This is a genomic window from Paenibacillus sp. NEAU-GSW1 (genome assembly GCF_009737085.1).
Classification (GTDB): Bacteria; Bacillota; Bacilli; order Paenibacillales; family Paenibacillaceae; genus Pristimantibacillus.
Window position 1 is genome coordinate 26083 of sequence record NZ_WOVL01000012.1, and the last position, 18661, is coordinate 44743.

Sequence of the window (18661 nt, forward strand, 5' to 3'; positions counted from 1 at the left end):
TACAGTATAACTTATGTTAGAGGGCATTTATTGGTATGGACGCTTGCCGGGGAGGCAAATGTTCAATTGCTGAAGTCCCGGTCGCGGAGCCGGCAATTGAGGAAGGCACCCAGATGGAATTTGCTAAATAGGGGTAAAAGCCCTTTACGGACACTAATTATTCACAGTACTATTAATTTCTTTTTATATACATTAATATGACTCGCATATGGAAGCGCTTTATCAACCGAAGATAACAGAAAGGGATAAAGAAGGAGGCTCGGTTATTCGATAATACCGTAAGTTGTATTCGCTTTCACGACGATTTTTTTCTAATCATACGTCTTTATAGGGCGGGTTATGGTCGATTTTTCTCCATCCATGCCGTCGCCCAGTCGACAAATGGCCGTTGGGCAAGCAGCCGAACCTCGGCGTCGCCGACCTTATGGACGACTAGGCCCGTCTCGCGTTCATATTCGTCGCCCAGTTGAACGAAGTCGACATCGTCCACCGCTTGGGTCTCGTACGTGACCCATTTGCGGCCTTCGGCGGTTTGAATCGCGCTGCTCTCGTTCGCCCATTTTTTCGAAGCGAACTGGGCCCGCGTTTCCGCCAGATGGAGCGACGTGTTTTTATCGTGCCCGACGCCGACCAGCAGAATATGACCGTCTAATTTGTACAGCTTATCAACCGGCGATCCCTCGCCAAAGATATTGCTCAGACCATGATCTGCCGTCAAATGCTCCGCATGCTTGCCGACAGCGGCGACGGATCTTGCCGGATGGTCGGAGCGATGCGCTCCGGGCCAACTGCGGAGCATTTCCGCGACTACGCCCATGCCGATAGCCGGCGTTACCGCTTTATCATAGGCCGGCCAATGCTCACGGAGAATTGGCCACCATTCCATAGGCTCTTCCCAATGCACGCCGGTCGAAGGATCGAGATTTTTCCACGTTTGCGCAGGCATCATCAGAGTTCCTTCCTCGCCGACAATGTCCAGCAGCGCGCGAATGAACGTCTCCGCGCCTCCGACGACAAAGCCCAGCTTGCTTAGCGAGGTGTGCACGAACAGCGTCTGTCCGGGAGCTACGCCGCAGCTTCTGAATTGATCGACCAAATCCGCTCTCGTAAGAATGGCGCGTTGTTCCTTAACTGTTGACATTGATAACTCCACCTTTTTAGTAAAATAAAAAAACCCCGCTACAAGTAGCGGGGTTGTCTCTAGCAACGCTAGTGAAGCAGGGCCCTTCGGTTCATTTCGATTCATTTCGGTTCATTTGCCCCTATTGTATCAGCAACCCATACTGGAAACAATAGCTATTTTTGCGAGATCAATCGTTGTTCGTGTGTTCCTTGCGATTTTATGTTAGTATTTGACCATTAAAAGTGTGACAAAAAAATACTGATGCAAAGAGGAAGTGAACGGTTTGATTCACATTACAGTACCCGATCCGGACGTTACGATTATAAAGCAGGACAACCCTGAGATGAGCAATATTTACGGTTTTACCGATTTTCATCTCATTCCCCGGGATAAGGGCGGCATTTTTATGTTCTACAACGACAAGGACGAGCTCTTGTTCGTAGGCAAAGCGAGAAAGATCAGGCCGCGAATTAAAAAGCATTTCGAGGATTCTGTATCGATTATGAAATCGAAGCGCGATGAAGTGGCGAAAATCGAGGTTTGCGTCGTTGAGGATGCCGTTGATCGGGAAATTTACGAGACGTTTATCATTAACAGGCGCAGAGCGAGATACAACATGGACAAGGTTTACTACAAGTAAGACCGGTGCGGACCGGTGCATTGCGTGGAAATAACGCTGCGGGACAGCGCTATTTGGCCGGATTAGCATGAGTGGAGCCGAATAACGCTGCAGCGCAGCGTTATTTGTGTTGGATGCGGCGGAAAACGGTTGCTTGCGTGAATATAATGCTAAGAGACGGCGCTATTTTTAGAAAACAGGTTAATAGGAAGGATAAATCAACCAAAAACATAGTTATTTTTATGAATATCATACAAAACAACGATTTATATTTATTCCCAAATTGGATATAATTGGCTCAGTTTATAAAAAGAAATCAATTTCACTAGCGACTAGAAAACTAGAGGGTGGAGTTGAAGGAGGACTGGGCAGATTGCAGGCAGCTTCAAAAGGTTTAATGCTGGTTACGTTTCTACTAGGGATTTTCATGGGGGCGCTCGATCACGGCATTGTCGGACCCGCGCTAAGCTCGATCTTTCAGGCGTTTGACGTCGATTCGTCGTGGGGCGGCTGGAGCATGACGATTTACACGCTGACGTTCGCGGTCAGCATACCGGTTCTCGGCAAATTGTCGGATCGCTTTGGACGAAAAAGAACGTTTATGTTCGGCATTTCCATGTTCGCCTTAGGTTCGATTGTCTGCGCGTTTGCGCCGAATTTCGCCGTGTTTTTGGCTGGCCGGGCTATTCAAGGTATTGGCACTGGGGGCATTTTCCCGATTACAGCCGCGCAAATTGCAGTTTCCTATCCGCCGGAACAGCGAGGCGCCAAGCTTGGTTTGATCGGCGTCGTGTTCGGGACCGGCAGCATTCTCGGGCCGATTGTCGGCGGAGCGATTATTAAGTATTTGGAGTGGGAATGGATTTTCCTTGTGAACATTCCGATCTCTATCGTGATCTTGATTCTTATTTCCCGCATCAAGCTGGAGCAGCAGGTGCAGGTTAAGCCGATCGACTATAAGGGCATTTCACTGCTGGCGGTTGTCATTCTTGCGATCATGTATGGCATTACGAGCGGACAGTGGCTGATTGCCGTTATCGGTCTTGCAGCGATACCGCTCCTCGTTATGGTCGAGAAGCGTCAGGCTGATCCGATCGTGAACTTGTCGTATTTTCAAAGACGCCCGACGCTGCTTCTGCTCATCGTGACCTTTCTTTCCGGCGCGATTATGACGACTTCCTTCTTTATCCCGGTTTTCTCGGAAAAAGTGCTGCAAATGGCAAAAGGCGACTCCGGCTTTACTGTTGCTCCTTTCGCCGTAGCTTCAGCACTTGCCTCTTATTTCGGCGGCGTGCTGGCGGATAAGCTGGGAGCGAGAAGGATCATGGCGATCGGCTTCGTTATTGCCGCTGCAGGAGCGATTGCTCTTGGCATGATAGGGGAAGAGCCGGCCGTGTTCTACGCCGCTACGACAGTGATGGGCTTCGGAGTCGGCATCATTATCGGGGCGCCAATCAATGTGCTCATGCTCCAAGCGGTGGAGCTCAAGGATGCAGGCTCCGCAATCGGCTATTTGAGCCTTCTCCGCTCGATGGGCTCGTCGCTTGGGCCGGTCATCGCAGGCAAGCTGCTTGCCACGTACAGTGACGGCTTCCCGTATGTGTTCGGCTTCAGCAGCGTGCTGGCATTCATCAGCTTGATCCTGCTCTTCATGTCTATCCCGGCGGCGAAAGCGGTCGCTGCGTCGAAGACGGCATAACAACCGAAAAGCCTCTGCGCCAAGCCTAGTTTCGGCTATGGTGCAGGGGATTTTTTTTGTTCTCAACAGGGTACAGGTTTTCGGTCTATAATCGAACATCCTATGTTAGAATATAGATAAAAATCACTTCCAAACTTGGGGAGGCTTGTCGGTGGAATTCGATGCGATCGTAGTAGGAGCGGGTTTGTCGGGTCTTGTCGCGGCGGCGGAAATCGCGGATGCCGGGAAAAAAGCAGCCGTGCTGGATCAAGAGCCGGAAGCGTCGCTTGGCGGCCAAGCTTGGTGGTCGTTCGGCGGCTTGTTTCTGGTAGACTCTCCGGAGCAGCGGCGTTTAGGCATTAAAGATTCGAGAGAGCTGGCGCGGCAAGACTGGATGGGCTCGGCCGGCTTTGACCGCGAGCATGACGAGGACTACTGGGGCCGATTGTGGGCGGAAGCTTATATTGATTTCGCCGCTGGCGAGAAGCGCTCCTGGCTTCATGGCATGGGCATTCGTTTCTTTCCTGTCGTCGGATGGGCGGAGCGGGGCGGCTATTTGGCCGAGGGCCATGGCAATTCGGTGCCGCGCTTCCATATCGTCTGGGGAACAGGACCGGCGATCGTTGCGCCGTTCGAGCGCCGCGTGCGTGAGCATCAGAGCAACGGCCGCATTACACTGCTGAATCGCCATCGCGTCGACAGCCTCATTCAGCACAACGGCGCAATTACTGGTGTAAGCGGTTCCATATTGGAGCCGAGCGAAGCTGTGCGCGGAGAGGCAAGCTCGCGGACCGTTGTCAGCGCATTCGAATATGCGGCGCAAGCAGTCATCGTGACGAGCGGCGGCATCGGCGGCAATCACGACCTGGTGCGGCAAAACTGGCCTAGCCGTCTCGGGCAGCCGCCGAAGCATATGCTGTCGGGCGTCCCGGCGCACGTCGACGGACGGATGCTGGGCATTACGGAGGAAGCGGGCGGACGAATCGTCAACCGGGATCGGATGTGGCACTATACGGAGGGGCTGAAAAACTGGTCGCCGGTATGGAACAATCACGGCATCCGAATTCTTCCCGGCCCGTCTTCGATCTGGCTTGATGCGAAAGGCAACCGGTTTCCGGCGCCGAACTTTCCCGGCTTTGACACGCTCGGCACGCTCGAGGCGATTCAGAAGACCGGCTACGACTATTCGTGGTTTATTTTGACGCAAAAAATAATCGAAAAAGAATTCGCGCTCTCGGGATCGGAGCAAAATCCCGATCTGACCGGCAAAAGCATCCGCAAGGTGCTGTCCCGTGCTTTGCCTGGCGCGCCTACTCCGGTGCAGGCTTTTATGGACAAGGGCGAGGACTTCATTATCGCGAGCAATATTGGAGAGCTCGCAGCGGGCATGAACAAGCTCATTGGCGGAGAGCCGCTGCTCGACGTGGCGGCCATTGAACGGCAGCTTCGGGCGCGCGACCGGGAGATGGACAATGCGTTCACGAAGGATTTGCAAATTACGGCGCTTCGAGGCGCACGGAATTATATCGGAGATAAGCTCATTCGCGTCGCCGCTCCGCACAAGCTGCTCGACCCGAAGAATGGCCCGCTAATCGCGGTACGGCTGCAAATCGTAAGCCGCAAAACGCTCGGCGGCTTGCAGACCGACTTAAGCGGTCGGGTGCTGAACGCTGCCGGCGATCCGATTCCCGGCCTCTATGCGGCGGGCGAAGCGTCCGGCTTCGGCGGGGGCGGGCTGCACGGCTATCGCGCATTGGAAGGCACGTTCCTCGGCGGCTGCCTGTTCTCGGGCAGAACGGCGGGCAGAGCGGCTGGAGCAGAACTGATCTAGCTTTATGCACGGCCGACGACAGAGGGAACGAGTGAATGAAGAGGAGCTGCTGGCTATGGACAAATATGCTTACTATAAACAGGCGTTCGCGGGCTTGCCGATGCCCTACGCCTACGTCGATCTGGATATGCTGGATGCCAACGCGAAGGCAATCGCTCAAGCGGCCGGGAGCAAAAAAGTGCGTCTCGCCAGCAAGTCGATTCGCTGCACAGAGGTGCTTCGCCGCATTTTAGACTCCGATAAGGTTTATCAAGGGATTATGTGCTACACGGCAGAGGAAGCTGCCTTCTTGGCTCGTCACGGCTTTGACGATTTGCTGCTCGGCTATCCGCAGTGGCATCAAGATGCGATTGCCGAACTGGCGGATTGGATCGGGCAAGGCCGTTCCATTGTCTTTATGATCGATTGCTTGGAGCATGCGGCGCATTTGGAGAAAATCGCTAAGGATCGGGGCATTGTGTTTGCGGTCTGTATCGATCTCGATATGTCGACGGATTACCCGGGCTTGCATTTCGGCGTCTGGCGCTCTCCGATACACGGCTGGCAGCAGCTTCAGCCGCTCGCCGAGCATATTCTTCAATCGTCTTGGCTCAAGCTTGAAGGGATTATGGGCTATGAGGCGCAGGTGGCGGGAGTCGGCGATAGAATGCCCGGCAGTCCGGTCAAAAACAAGCTTGTTAGCTGGCTCAAAAAGCAGTCGATCGCGGAGGCGGCCAAACGGCGCAAGGAAGCGGCGGAGAAGCTGGCCGCGATGGGCGCTGAGCTTCGTTTCATCAATGCCGGAGGCACTGGAAGCCTCGACAGCTCCCGTCTGGAGGCTTGCGTAACCGAAATAACGGCTGGCTCCGGGTTTTACGCGCCCGGCTTGTTCGATTACTACGCATCCTTCCGCTATCAGCCGGCAGCCGGGTACGCTGTCGAGGTGGTGCGGCGGCCGAAGGACAATATGGTCACCTGCATGAGCGGCGGCTATACCGCATCCGGCTCGGCGGGGCCGGAGAAGCTGCCGAAGCCGTATTTGCCGGAAGGCGTCATACTGACCAAGCTGGAGGGAGCGGGCGAGGTGCAGACGCCGCTTCTGTGCAAAGAAGGGGTTCGGCTCGAGCTAGGCGATCCTGTATATTTCCGCCACGCCAAGGCGGGCGAGCTTTGCGAGCGGTTCAAGACGCTGCATGCCGTATCGCAAGGGCGAATTGTTGCGGAATATGCGACCTACCGAGGAATGGGGGAATGCTTCGTATGAGTATGACGATAAGCTCCGGAAAAACATGGACCAACTGGTCCGGTTCGGTGCAAGCGACACCAGCCAAAGCGGTGTTCCCGCGTTCGATCGAAGAAGTCGTCAGCATCGTCCGGGAATGTTTGCGCGAGGGAAGAAAACTGCGTGTCGTCGGCTCCGGTCATTCGTTCACGGCGATTGCCGCATCCAACGACATGTTAGTGTCGCTTGACGAGCTGCAAGGCATCGTCAGTGTCGACCCTGAGGGACAAACTGCTGCCGTATGGGCGGGAACGAAGCTGAAGCTGCTTGGGGAGCTGTTGTTCGAGCAGGGGCTGGGGCAGCAAAATATGGGCGACATCGACGTGCAGTCGATCGCCGGCGCGGTCAGCACCGGAACGCACGGCACGGGGCGAGAGCTTGGAAATCTGGCGACGCAGGTTGTCGGTCTGACGGTGGTTACCGGCACGGGCGAGGTTGTGGAATGTACGCCGGAGTCGCATCCGGAATGGTTCAAAGCGATGCAGATTTCGCTCGGCGTGCTTGGCGTTATTGTTCAAGTCAAGCTGAAGCTGCGGAAGGCGTATAAGCTCGAATATAGGAGCAGCCGAATGCCGCTGGCCTCCTGTCTCCAGCAGCTCCCTCGCTTAGCGACAGACAACCGCCATTTTGAATTTTATTGGTTTCCATACGCCGATCCTTGCCAGATCAAGCTGATGAATATAACCGAAAAGCCGGCCTCGGAACGAAAAATGTGGGATCACATTAGCGACGTATGGATCGAGAATACGCTGTTTGGCTTGCTTTCCGAGATTAGCCGCAAAGTGCCGGGAACGAGCAAATGGGTCAGCCGGCTGTCAGCCTCGCAAGTGCCGGTTGGAAGCAAGGTTAATTACAGCCACCGGCTGTTCGCCACACAGAGGCTCGTTCGTTTTAACGAAATGGAATATAATCTGCCGGCGGAGGCGATGAAGCCGGTTATTGAGGAGATGCGCGCGGAGCAGAAACGGGGGCGCTACCGGGTACATTTTCCGATCGAATGCCGTTACGCCAAGGGCGACGATATTTGGCTGAGTCCGGCACATGGCCGGGATTCGGCTTACATCGCGGTTCATATGTACAAAGGGATGCCTCACGAAGACTATTTTGCGGCGATGGAACGCATTTTTCTGCGCCACGGCGGGAGGCCGCATTGGGGCAAAATGCACAGCTTGCAGGCGGAACAGCTCAAGGCGCTGTACCCGAAATGGGAATCGTTCGCCGAAGTTCGCGAGAAGCTGGATCCTGAGCGGATTTTCCTCACGGACTATATGCAGAAGCTGTTTGTATAGCGGGAAAAAGAAGCCTGGAGCCGCGGGCACTGTTCTGTCTGTTAGAGGTTATCTCACAGCTTCGATGATAAATTCCGGCGGCTGCTGGCCGCGCTTACCGCGGTGGCAAGGCAACGAGGAATCGCGATAAGCTGGTTTGCGGAAATTTATGATATATTTTGGTAAAAGCTGTTGCTATTGATAAAGAGACTTTTATGGGAGATGAGGGCTTCAAATTGGAAAAAATGCGATTAGGCGTTGTGGATGAAATAAACCGATTCCCGGTTAAATCGCTGGCGGGCGAAAAGCTGGACAGCTGCAGCGTGGAAAGCTGCGGGTTGAAAGGAGATCGCGTATACGCTTTTTACGACGAAAGCAAAACAGGCTGGGACAGCTTTATAACTGCCCGAGACATACCGGCGATGCTCGCATACGAGGCGAAGCTGTCGAACGAACAGCTTAGCATTACTTCTCCCGACGGGCGAAGTCTTTCTTGGGACCATGCTTTGGCGGAGGAGCTTCAGCCGTTTACGAAGCGGAAAATTTCGATGAGCGCTTACCAAGCGCCTCATCCTGAGGATGCCAAGCTGTTGTCGGTTGATGCGGCCAGCATTCTGATCATCACCGACGATTCCTTGCGGAAGCTGGAGCGGCTTTGGGGCAAGGAGCTTGACCAGCGCAGATTCCGCGCCAATCTTATCGTTACGGTTGACGATAACGGGTTGAAGGAAAGCGAATGGATCGGCAGAACGCTGTCGGTTGGCGACGCTGAATTTCGTGCTGAAGGGTTTTGCGAGCGATGCTCGATGATTACAATCGACCCGGATTCGCTGGAGCGCGATCCTTCTCTGCTGAGGAAGGTGAACGAGGAGCTCGGTTTGAACTTCGGCGTCTACGCCTCTGTCGTGAAACCCGGCCGGATTAGCGTCGGCGACGGCGTATTTATGGAGCGATAAAACGGTTTGCGTAAAAGCCGATGCGTCAGCCGATGCATTGGCTTTTTTTATCATGATTGGAGTAGATCAATCGACAGAGCTAAGCTAGAATAGAGTCAGATTTCTGCTTCATTCGAATTCGATTCATATAAGGGAGTGTGTTTCATGTCTCAAACGGCAATTATTCACTCGGTTATTTTTTCGTTAAAGCACGCGGCCGGATCGGCAGAAGAACAGCGTTTTTTGGCTGACGGCAGAGCGATATTGAGCTCGATCCCGACAGTGAAAGAGTTCCGCGTCCTGCGGCAAGTGAGCCCGAAAAATACATACGATTTCGGATTTTCGATGGTGTTTGACAACAAGGCCGATTACGAGGCATACAACGTGCATCCGCTGCATGTCGATTTCGTTGCAAACCGGTGGGAGAAGGAAGTTGAGAAGTTTTTGGAGATTGATTACAACGAGATTGTGTAAGACCGCGGTTACATAGGTAAAGGGAACGCGCTGGCTATGATAAGTCGTGATGCGCGTTTCTTAGTCTTTTGTGCAAACAATTGCACTAAGGATTGACCGACAAGCATGATGGGAGCTGGACGGAGGGCCTTCCGAGGCTTGGCTGCACGAAAGCGTAAGATGGTTCCGTCTTTTGTCAATGCGGCATTTGGCGCTGTAAGACGGCGTTGTTGAGATACTGGCGTTGCTTAAGGCTGCGGACAGCGAAGTAGTCAAATAAGATGATTTCACCTGCATATGAAAGCCATTCCGCTCGGAATGGCTTTTTTTTCAGTGTGTCAGCCGTAATCGAAAGAGTATATTGAGAGATTATAGCTTGCAACGATAGAAAAAACAGGTATAATACACTTAAATCCTATTAAAATGGTTGGTATTAATCTGTTTATTCTATGGAGATTACGAGGGGAACTGAACATGAAAAAGCTTAAAACGATTTCGGCATTCGGCATTATACTTCTGCTTGCGGCGGCGGCTCTGAGCGCATGCTCCTCCGAGAAGGCGGACACAACGTCGGCAGCAGAGGAGAAAACGATTATTGTAGGCACGCAAAACGACTACCCGCCGTTCGCTTATGTGGACGATAACAACCAGCTTACCGGATACGATGTCGAAGTCATTAGAGAGATCGACAAAAAGCTGGACGGCTACAAATTCGAATTTTCCGCAATGACATGGGACAGCATTTTCTTGTCGCTCGAATCGAATAAAGTACAACTCATTGCCGATGAAGTGGCGAAAAGCGCGGAGCGCGAGGCGAAATACCTGTTCTCGGACGAATCGTATTTCTCGGCGCAGACCGTTATTATCGTAAAGCAAGGCACGACGGGCATCAGCTCGCTCAAGGATCTAGAAGGCAAGAAGGTCGGCGCCGTCGCAGGCGATTCCTATACGGTGCTGCTTGAGGAATACAACAAAACGCACGGCGATAAAATCATTTTGAAATACAGCGACGTCGGCAGCCCGGCGGATATTTTGCAGGATGTTCAGAACGGCCGGCTGGACGCTTATGTCAACGACCCGATCATGACAAAGGCGATCATTAAAGAGCATAACCTGAAGCTCGACGTTATCAAAGAACCGATCCAATCGGACAATATTGCCCTTGTCTTCAACAAGGACGAGCAGGGCGAAGAGCTGAAAGCAAAGATCGATCCGATCCTTAAAGCGCTGAAGGCAGACGGCACGCTGGCGGAATTGTCGAAAAAATGGACCGAGGGCGAGTACATCCCTCAATAACAGCCAAGAGGTACGAACCTATGGAAAAGCTTATTGACTTCAATTATATATGGAAAACGCTCCCGTCCATTCTCGCGCATTTGCCGGTTACCGTATCAATTGCCGTCGGGTCCATGGCTTTGGGGATTATTATCGGGTTGTTCGCAGCCCTCGCACGAATGTACAAGGTGCCCGTCGTCGGGCGCCTTGCTGCCGTTTATGTCTCTTTCGTAAGAGGAACTCCACTGCTGGTGCAGATTTATTTGATCTTTTACGGCATCCCGAAAGTGATTTATTTTTTTCAGACGGAATACGGCTGGTTTCAAGGGTTTGACGCCAATGTGATGGCGCCTGAGCTTTTTGCGCTGCTATCGTTTTCGTTTAATTTGGGCGCGTATTTGTCGGAAACGATTCGCTCGGCGATCCTATCGGTGGATCGGGGACAGTTCGAGGCGGCCAGCGCAATCGGGATGAGCCAGACGCAGACGATGGTCAAAATTATTTTGCCTCAAGCGCTTACGACCGCGCTTCCCAACCTGGGCAATACGTTCATCAGTACAATTAAAGATACGTCGCTCGTATTCGTCATTGGCGTCGTGGATATTATGGGCCAGGCCAAAATTATCGGCGCACGCGGTCTAGCTTATTTCGAGGTCTATATTGCTGTCGCGGCCATTTATTGGATCTTGTGCATCGTCATCGAGAAAGTGCTGGCAAGAGTCGAGAAGCGCATCCGAATCTATGAAAGAAGTGTCGTATCATGATCAGAATCGAGCAGCTCCACAAATATTACGGCAAGCAGCATGTGCTGAAAGGGATCGATCTGACGGTCGATAAAGGGGAAGTCGTCGCGATTCTCGGACCGAGCGGTTCAGGCAAGTCGACGCTGCTGCGCAGCATTAATTTTCTAGAGCAGCCGACCAGCGGCAACATCGAGATCAACGGAATCCGGGTCAGCGCCGGATCGGCCGGCAAGGCGGACATTCATGCGCTTCGGACGGCTACAGGAATGGTGTTCCAACAGTATCATCTGTTTAAAAACCTGCGGGTGCTCCAGAACGTCATGGTCGGACTTACGAGCGTGAAGAAGATGGATGCCGGCAAGGCGAGAGCGATTAGCGAGGTGCTGCTGGAGAAGGTAGGACTTAAAGACCGCATGAACCATTTTCCGTCCCAGCTTTCCGGAGGCCAGCAGCAGCGGGTCGGCATTGCCCGGGCATTGGCGCTTAATCCGGAGGTTTTGCTGTTCGACGAGCCAACGTCTTCGCTTGACCCGGAATTGGTCGATGAAGTGCTGTCGGTCATTAAAACCGTCGCCCGCGAAGGGAATACGATGCTGATCGTAACGCATGAGCTGGGCTTTGCCCGCGAAGTAGCGGACCGGGTCGTTTTTATGGAAAACGGCGCCATCGTCGAGGAAGGGACTGCGGAGCAGATGTTTACTCGGCCTGCGGCAGAACGGACGAGACAGTTTTTGGGCAAGGCAATCAAGAATGAACAAGTTCTTTAGCATTGGACGGTGACACGGGTGAATCCGATCGAACAGATTTTGCAAAACTATCCGGTTCTCATCCTGGACGGCGCGATGGCGACCGAGCTGGAGGGGCACGGCTGCGATTTGAAGGACAGCTTATGGTCGGCCAAAGTGCTGTTGGAAAATCCGGAGCTTATCAAGCGAGTTCATCGTGACTATTTCGAAGCGGGGGCCGACTGTGCGATTACCGCCAGCTATCAGGCGACGGTCGAAGGCTTCTCGAAGCGCGGATTAAGCGAAAAGGAAGCGCTGGCGCTCATCCAAAAATCAGTCCAGCTGGCCATCGAAGCGCGGGACGAATTTTGGGCGAACGCCGGAAGCATCGAAGAGCGGCGGCCAAAGCCGCTTATTGCCGCTTCCGTAGGTCCTTACGGAGCTTCTCTGGCTGACGGCTCCGAATATCGCGGCAACTACTCCTTGACGGAAGAGGAGCTGGCGGACTTCCATCGTATTCGCCTGAAAGCATTAATAGAAGCTGGCGCAGATATTCTCGCTTGTGAAACGATTCCTTGTCTGGCGGAAGCCAAAGCCATCGTCCGATTGCTAGAGGAGGAGTTTCCCGGCGTTTACGCCTGGTTCAGCTTCAGTGCCCGCGACGGGCTGCATATTAGCGACGGAACCCCCGTTGCCGAATGCGCGGCATGGCTGGACGGACATGAGCAAGTTGCGGCGGTTGGGATCAATTGCACGCCTCCGGGGCATATCCCGTCGTTGATCGGTCAAATCCGTCAGCATACCGCGAAGCCGATCGTCGTCTATCCGAATTCGGGCGAATATTTCGATGCGACAGAGAAAACATGGCACGCTGCCGCAGCCGGAGACAGCGGCGGCGGCAGCTCGCAGCGCTGGCATGAAGCGGGCGCTCGATTAATCGGCGGCTGTTGCCGTACCGCGCCTGCCGATATTCGGGCCATTGCCGCTTGGGCGAGAGCCTAAGCAATTAAGCCGAGGAGAACAGCTCCTCGGCTTTTGTTTTATCCGCCATTCGGCGCTCGCGGTCCTTCTTTAACCTGGATATGCGTCAGCTTGTCGGGATTGAGGACGATATAGATGTCTGCGATCCGGTCTTCTTCCACGCGGAAGGAAAGCACGCTGGCCGGCTTCCCGTATTCATAAGTGAGAAGGCCGGGCTCGCCGTTAACCGGAGCAAACCGGAAGGAGAAGCCCGGCGACGCTTTTTTGAGCAGTCCCTCGAAGAAGCGAACGACACGGTCGGCCCCGGTAATCGGGCGAACGGCCGCGGTTACTTTGCCGCCGCCGTCAGAGTAGACGATCGCATCCTGCGAGAGCACGTCCAGAAGACCGTTCAAATTGCCGGTCTGCAGCGACTGGACGAACCGTCCGAGCAGCTCCGCCATCTGGCGGCTTTGTTCGCCGGACGCCGAGCTGCTTGCATCGCCTTCTAAAGGCAAGCTCCCGACGCTTTGTTTGGCGCGGTGGAATATTTGCCGGCAGTTGACGCTGCTTTTGCCGACGATTTCCGCAATTTCATCATATTCGTATTGCAGCCCCTCTCGCAGCAGGAAGACGACTCGTTCGACCCAAGACAGCTGCTGGAGCAGCAGCAAATAGGCGGTCGATAGCGATTCCTTTTGCGCGAAGGCTTGGAAGGGGTCGGGAGCGGCCCCTTCCTCCGAGACGTATGGCTCCGGCAGCCACGGACCGACGTACAGCTCGCGTTTGCTTTGGGCCGAGCGCAGCCGGTCGATGCAGCGGTTGGTCGTTGTTCTGCACAGGTAAGATTTCAAATTGCTGATGGTATCTGTATCTTTAAGCGATAAAAAAGCTTCATGAACGATGTCTTCCGCGTCAGTAACGCTCCCTAGCATTCGGTAAGCAAGCGAGAAGAGAAGCGGTTTGTAGGACGTATATTGCTGCTCCGTAAAAGGAAATTCAGACATTGCGGCCAACCTTCCTTTCTAAACATAAGTGAGCCGTTGCGACGGAGCCGGGGTCTGGCGTCCGCCCGCGTCCGCAAGCTGCTGCACAATAAGTGCGGCGGCTCTTCTGGCGCTGGCTGCAGCCGCATCGACAAGCATTTCTCCATGGCTGGCCCAATCTCCTGCCGTATACAGGCCGAGGATTTCCGCCACGGCGGGACCGGGCCGCTGCTGGCTGCGGCTTGTATGCGCGTAATCGTGAACGACCGTCATCCGCGGCAAGTATTGCTTCTCTATGAGCTGCTGCCGCCAGCCCGGTTGAATCATATCCATCGTTTTTTCCAGTGCCAGCTCATCGGCTCGCGCGTCGCTTTCGCCCGGTAAATTGTATTTAATCAGGTGGACAACCTGCACGCCCGGGTGAATGCTGAGCTTCGATCCGGCAGAATGATTGCTGAAAAAAATCGGCCGGTCGAGCCCGATGGCGAGATTCCGTTCCGGAACAGGCAGCCGTTTCAAAGCCAGATCGAGGCAAGCCGCCATTGCCGGCTGAGCCGATTGCTTCCATTGCAGCAGCGATTCCGGCTGCTTCTCCAGCAAGCGGCATGTATCGTGAGGCGCGAGCGTGCTAATCACGCGTTCAGCCCGCACGAGCTCGCCGTCCTGCAATTGCACGCCGTGAACAGCTGTTCCTGTCTCATCGAGCACGATTTGAGCAGCGCCTTTGCCCGTTGCAATAACAGCGCCGCAGCTTTCTGCAATGCCGCGAAGCTGATCGGCAATCGTTTGCCAGCCTCCGTCCACGTATAGAACGCCATTCGGCTGCAGCGAACGCTTTAATTGCCGGAGAACCGGCCCCGCCAGCTGGCTGTCGATCTCCTTGCTGTACGTTGCGGTCCGGCATAGCCCGTAAAAAATGTGGCGGACCATCGGGTCGGCAAATTGCTTCTCCGCCCATTCGCGCAAGCTCATATTCGGGATGCCGGAAGGATCGAGTTTGCCGAGTCCGGCGACAAAGCGGGCAAGCTCGATTTTGCCGGACCAGCCAAGCAGGCGGGAGCTCAGCAGCTTGAGCGGCTTATCCGGCATAGGCTGCAGCTTATTGTCCCAAATCGCATACGGATTGGCAGCAGGCGAGCCGCCTGTGAGCTTGACGCCAAGCTCCTGCAAGATCGAATAGGTTTCGCCTAACCGATATAAAGCGTGGCCGCCCAAATTGAACAGCGAGCCGTTCTTCTCGACGGTCATCCCCCGGCCGCCAAGCTTTTGGCTTTTCTCCAGCAAAATGACGGTAGCGCCCGCCTTTGCCAGCTCCGCAGCGGCAATCAGTCCCGCGATCCCCCCGCCGATAATCGCCACATCGTATTGTTGTTTCATCATAATAATCGCCTCCTAAATGATCGTTCTGCTAACAAGACGATGCAAGGCCGGAAGCTGTGACAAACTTTCTTACTATTTCTTACTAAAGTTTGCTCACCTTCACATTGATGCGAAACCGCGCCCTAACGGATTCTCGTTCCGTTAGAGAGCCGCAGTCAACTCTATATTTACTTCCTAACGGAACGAGAGGACCTAACACTTGGCGCACACCTTCCATTTCGATGCAAAGCCACTCCCTAACGGATCCTCGTTCCGTTAGAGAGCCGCAGGTAACTCTATATTTACTTCCTAACGGAACGAGAGGACCTAACACTCGGCGCATATCTTCCATTTCGATGCGAAACCACTCCCTAACGGATCCTCGTTCCGTTAGAGAGTCGCAGGTAACTCCATATTTACTTCCTAACGGAACGAGAGGACCTAACACTTGGCGCGCACACCTTCCATTTCGATGCAAAATCGCGCCCTAACGGATTCTCGTTCCGTTAGAGAGCCGCAGGTAACTCCATATTTACTTCCTAACGGAACGAGAGGACCTAACACTTGGCGCACACACCTTCCATTTCGATGCAAAATCGCACTCTAACGGATTTTCGTTCCGTTAGAAAGCCGCAGGCAACTCCATATTTACTTCCTAACGGAACGAGAGGACCTAACACTCGGCGCACACCTTCCATTTCGATGCAGAGCCACTCCCTAACGGATTCTCGTTCCGTTAGAGAGCCGCAGGTAACCTATATTTACTTCCTAACGGAACGAGAGGACCTAACACTCGGCGCATATCTTCCATTTCGATGCGAAACCGCGCCCTAACGGATTCTCGTTCCGTTAGAGAGGCGCAGGCAACTCTATATTTGCTTCCTAACGGAACGAGAGGACCTAACACTTGGCGCACACCTTCCATTTCGATGCAAAGCCACTCCCTAACGGATCCTCGTTCCGTTAGAGAGTCGCAGGCAACTCCATATTTACTTCCTAACGGAACGAGAGGACCTAACACTTGGCGCGCACACCTTCCATTTCGATGCAAAACCGCGCCCTAACGGATTCTCGTTCCGTTAGAGAGCCGCAGTCAACTCCATATTTGCTTCCTAACGGAACGAGAGGACCTAACACTCGGCGCACACCTTCCATTTCGATGCAAAACCGCGCCCTAACGGATTCTCGTTCCGTTAGAAGGTGAACACGTTCCACATTGATGCGAAATAGCAGGAAAGCCCTGCCGGGTCGGACCCGGAGGGCTTTCCTTTTATAAAAGCTGCAATCACTCAGATACGATTAGAACAGAAACTCATCCGGATTCGGGCCAACTCGCTCATCGCGGTTTAGTCCGTCGATGCGGTTCATCTCTTCCTCGCTCAGCTCGAAGTCGAAAATATCGGCGTTCTCGACAATGCGGTTTTCTTTCGTCGATTTCGGAATCGTCACGACGCCGTGCTGCAAATCCCAGCGCAAAATCACTTGCGCGACCGATTTGCCATGCTTCGCGGCGATCTCGCCGAGAACCTCATCATGAAGCAGCTTGCCTTGCATGAGGGGCGACCACGCCTCCAGCTGAATGCCGTTCGCCGTGCAGTAATCGCGCAGCTCCTGCTGCGACAGGCGCGGATGGAATTCGACCTGGTTAATCATCGGTCTAATTTCCGCATCCTTCATCAGCTCTTCCAGATGGTGCACTTGGAAGTTGCTTACGCCGATCGCTTTGACGCGTCCGGCTTTGTACAGCGTTTCTAACGCGCGCCAAGTTTCTTTGTATTTATCTTTCCCTGGCCAGTGAACGAGATACAGATCGAGATACTCGAGCCCGAGCTTATTCAAGCTTGTTTCGTATGCGTCCAGCGTCGTCTCGTAGCCTTGATCGCTGTTCCACACTTTGGAAGTGATGAATAGATCCTCGCGTTTCAATCCTGTTTCCGCGAGCGCTTCTCGGATACCCTGACCGACACCGCTCTCGTTCTGGTAAATCGCCGCCGTATCAATGCTGCGGTAGCCATTGCGGACAGCTGCTTTAATCGCCTCGACCAGCTCCGCTCCTTCTTCCACTTTAAATACGCCAAGGCCGAACCAAGGCATTGCGACTCCGTTATGCAGAGTGGTTGTTGCCTGCAAATGTTGTGCTGTTGTCATCGTAAATGATCTCCTTTGTTGTAGATGTAGATGTAGATGTAGTTGCAAATAATGAATCCGTTTTTTCCAGTCTGCGCAGCCAGCCGGTCAGCGCGACGGCGGCAGCGACCATAAGCGCCCCGGCCCATGCCGTATGCACAACACCGATACCGTCCGCTATTATGCCGCCCAAGTAAGCGCCTAATGCAATGCCAGCGTTAAAGGCGGCAATATTGAACGCCGAAGCGGTGTCGACCGCTTTCGGGGCGAATCGTTCGGCAAGCATGACGACGTAAACCTGCAGCCCGGGCACATTCATAAAAGCGAGCAGACCCATGACCAGAATGGTGATCAGTCCGAGCCATTTAAAAGATGCCGTTGCGAACAGCAGCAGAAGCACCGCCGCTTGCGCAGCGAACATGTAGAACAAAGCTTGAACCGGTTTGCGGTTTGCCAGTTTTCCGCCAATGACATTGCCGATCGCAATCGCAATGCCGTAAAGCAGCAGAATGACGACAATCGCCTGTTCGCTAAAGCCGGTGACGTCATGAAGCAAAGGGGATAAATACGTAAACACGACAAAGGTTCCTCCATAGCCAAGAGCGGTCACCGCATAGGAGAGCAGCAGCCTGCCGCTGCGGATAACCTTGAACTGCTCGCGTACAGGCCTTGCCGAACCGGGGCGCAAGCTTCCGGGAACGAGCAGCGCATTCGCGATAAATGCGACGATGCCGATAATGGCGATCGTAATAAATGCGACACGCCATCCGAGCTGCTGGCCGAGCCAAGTGCCGAACGGCACGCCGGTCACCGTGGCGACGGTAAGGCCTGAGAACATGATCGCTATCGCGCTCGCCCGGCGCTGCTCCGGCACGAGATCGGCTGCAATCGTCGAGCCGATCGACATGAATACCCCATGCGCGAATGCGGACAGGATGCGCGCCGCGAGCAGCAGGCCAATGCCGTCTGCTGCTGCGGCAAGGCTGTTGCCGGCAATAAACACGGCCATGATAATAAGCAGCAGCGTCTTGCGTTTGATTCGCGATGCTGCCGAGGTAAGAATAGGCGCGCCAAGCGTTACGCCTAACGCATAAAGCGTAACGGTCAGCCCGGCAGTGCGAATCGATATATGCAAATCATCGGACAATAGCGGCAAAAGACCGACGCTGATAAACTCTGTTGTGCCAATAGCGAAGGCGCTAATTGCTAAAGCAAGGAGCGCCATGGTGCTTCTTTTTGTATCTAATGCACTCATTTTTCGTTCCTCCAGTATGGTGTTCTCCGGCCGGTAAATGCTATTATGGAGGATGTCTGCGAT

Annotated in this window: 16 protein-coding genes; 11 read left to right on the plus strand and 5 right to left on the minus strand. The window is 53.9% G+C overall.

From position 1 onward, the window contains the following. Window positions 1-337: 337 nt before the first annotated feature. Complete coding sequence (locus tag GOM71_RS11145; protein WP_156281014.1) at window positions 338-1141, minus strand: AAC(3) family N-acetyltransferase; 804 nt, start codon at window positions 1139-1141, stop codon at window positions 338-340. Window positions 1142-1406: 265 nt separating this feature from the next. Between GOM71_RS11145 and GOM71_RS11150 the strand changes: the two genes are divergently transcribed. The 11 genes from GOM71_RS11150 (at window position 1407) to mmuM (ending at window position 12913) form a co-directional block, all read left to right on the plus strand. Beyond that, the gene (locus GOM71_RS11150; RefSeq protein WP_156281016.1) at window positions 1407-1763 is read left to right on the plus strand and encodes a nucleotide excision repair endonuclease; all 357 of its coding nucleotides are present in this window, start codon (window positions 1407-1409) and stop codon (window positions 1761-1763) included. A gap of 352 nt (window positions 1764-2115) precedes the next feature. Then, a complete protein-coding gene (locus GOM71_RS11155; RefSeq protein ID WP_156281018.1) occupies window positions 2116-3441 on the plus strand; it encodes an MFS transporter in 1326 nt (441 codons plus the stop codon). A gap of 151 nt (window positions 3442-3592) precedes the next feature. Continuing rightward, window positions 3593-5251 carry an FAD-binding dehydrogenase gene (locus tag GOM71_RS11160; protein WP_367649556.1) on the plus strand — a complete coding sequence of 553 codons (1659 nt, stop codon included), beginning with the start codon at window positions 3593-3595 and terminating at the stop codon, window positions 5249-5251. 4 nt (window positions 5252-5255) lie between these two features. Further along, window positions 5256-6494: an amino acid deaminase/aldolase gene (locus tag GOM71_RS11165; RefSeq protein WP_483311036.1), complete on the plus strand. Its 1239-nt coding sequence runs from the start codon at window positions 5256-5258 to the stop codon at window positions 6492-6494. Continuing rightward, window positions 6491-7801, plus strand: a complete 1311-nt coding sequence (locus GOM71_RS11170) for a D-arabinono-1,4-lactone oxidase (RefSeq protein ID WP_483311037.1) — start codon at window positions 6491-6493, stop codon at window positions 7799-7801. Before GOM71_RS11165 ends, GOM71_RS11170 begins: the two co-directional genes overlap by 4 nt. Before the next feature lie 224 nt (window positions 7802-8025). Then, complete coding sequence (locus tag GOM71_RS11175; protein ID WP_156281240.1) at window positions 8026-8736, plus strand: MOSC domain-containing protein; 711 nt, start codon at window positions 8026-8028, stop codon at window positions 8734-8736. A gap of 144 nt (window positions 8737-8880) precedes the next feature. Further along, entirely contained in the window at window positions 8881-9189 is a 309-nt protein-coding gene (locus GOM71_RS11180) for a Dabb family protein (RefSeq protein WP_156281024.1), read from the plus strand. Window positions 9190-9642: 453 nt separating this feature from the next. Next, on the plus strand, window positions 9643-10464 hold the full coding sequence (locus tag GOM71_RS11185) for a transporter substrate-binding domain-containing protein (RefSeq protein ID WP_156281026.1): 822 nt from the start codon (window positions 9643-9645) through the stop codon (window positions 10462-10464). Between the two features lie 20 nt (window positions 10465-10484). Beyond that, window positions 10485-11207, plus strand: a complete 723-nt coding sequence (locus tag GOM71_RS11190) for an amino acid ABC transporter permease (protein WP_156281028.1) — start codon at window positions 10485-10487, stop codon at window positions 11205-11207. Beyond that, a complete protein-coding gene (locus GOM71_RS11195) occupies window positions 11204-11953 on the plus strand; it encodes an amino acid ABC transporter ATP-binding protein (protein ID WP_156281030.1) in 750 nt (249 codons plus the stop codon). Before GOM71_RS11190 ends, GOM71_RS11195 begins: the two co-directional genes overlap by 4 nt. An 18-nt stretch (window positions 11954-11971) precedes the next feature. After that, window positions 11972-12913, plus strand: coding sequence for a homocysteine S-methyltransferase (mmuM, locus tag GOM71_RS11200; protein ID WP_367649562.1), 942 nt, complete (start codon window positions 11972-11974; stop codon window positions 12911-12913). Between the two features lie 38 nt (window positions 12914-12951). Here the strand turns inward: mmuM and GOM71_RS11205 are convergent, their stop codons facing one another. From GOM71_RS11205 to GOM71_RS11220, 4 genes are all read right to left on the minus strand, one after another. Continuing rightward, on the minus strand, window positions 12952-13878 hold the full coding sequence (locus tag GOM71_RS11205) for an RNA polymerase sigma-70 factor (protein WP_156281032.1): 927 nt from the start codon (window positions 13876-13878) through the stop codon (window positions 12952-12954). 18 nt (window positions 13879-13896) lie between these two features. Next, entirely contained in the window at window positions 13897-15237 is a 1341-nt protein-coding gene (locus tag GOM71_RS11210) for a phytoene desaturase family protein (protein WP_156281034.1), read from the minus strand. A gap of 1278 nt (window positions 15238-16515) precedes the next feature. After that, window positions 16516-17364 (minus strand): aldo/keto reductase, encoded by an 849-nt coding sequence (locus GOM71_RS11215; protein WP_156281036.1) that lies wholly within the window; start codon window positions 17362-17364, stop codon window positions 16516-16518. After that, window positions 17321-18598: an MFS transporter gene (locus GOM71_RS11220; RefSeq protein ID WP_156281038.1), complete on the minus strand. Its 1278-nt coding sequence runs from the start codon at window positions 18596-18598 to the stop codon at window positions 17321-17323. The genes GOM71_RS11215 and GOM71_RS11220 overlap by 44 nt, the downstream gene beginning before the upstream one ends. Window positions 18599-18661 lie beyond the last annotated feature (63 nt).

Coding starts and splice junctions, on each gene's coding strand:
- GOM71_RS11145 (WP_156281014.1), bottom strand. CDS start 1,141: ATGTCAACAGTTAAGGAACAACGCGCCATTCTTACGAGAGCGGATTTG.
- GOM71_RS11165 (WP_483311036.1), top strand. CDS start 5,256: ATGCACGGCCGACGACAGAGGGAACGAGTGAATGAAGAGGAGCTGCTG.
- GOM71_RS11170 (WP_483311037.1), top strand. CDS start 6,491: ATGAGTATGACGATAAGCTCCGGAAAAACATGGACCAACTGGTCCGGT.
- GOM71_RS11175 (WP_156281240.1), top strand. CDS start 8,026: ATGCGATTAGGCGTTGTGGATGAAATAAACCGATTCCCGGTTAAATCG.
- GOM71_RS11180 (WP_156281024.1), top strand. CDS start 8,881: ATGTCTCAAACGGCAATTATTCACTCGGTTATTTTTTCGTTAAAGCAC.
- GOM71_RS11185 (WP_156281026.1), top strand. CDS start 9,643: ATGAAAAAGCTTAAAACGATTTCGGCATTCGGCATTATACTTCTGCTT.
- GOM71_RS11190 (WP_156281028.1), top strand. CDS start 10,485: ATGGAAAAGCTTATTGACTTCAATTATATATGGAAAACGCTCCCGTCC.
- GOM71_RS11195 (WP_156281030.1), top strand. CDS start 11,204: ATGATCAGAATCGAGCAGCTCCACAAATATTACGGCAAGCAGCATGTG.
- GOM71_RS11205 (WP_156281032.1), bottom strand. CDS start 13,878: ATGTCTGAATTTCCTTTTACGGAGCAGCAATATACGTCCTACAAACCG.
- GOM71_RS11210 (WP_156281034.1), bottom strand. CDS start 15,237: ATGATGAAACAACAATACGATGTGGCGATTATCGGCGGGGGGATCGCG.
- GOM71_RS11215 (WP_156281036.1), bottom strand. CDS start 17,364: ATGACAACAGCACAACATTTGCAGGCAACAACCACTCTGCATAACGGA.
- GOM71_RS11220 (WP_156281038.1), bottom strand. CDS start 18,598: ATGAGTGCATTAGATACAAAAAGAAGCACCATGGCGCTCCTTGCTTTA.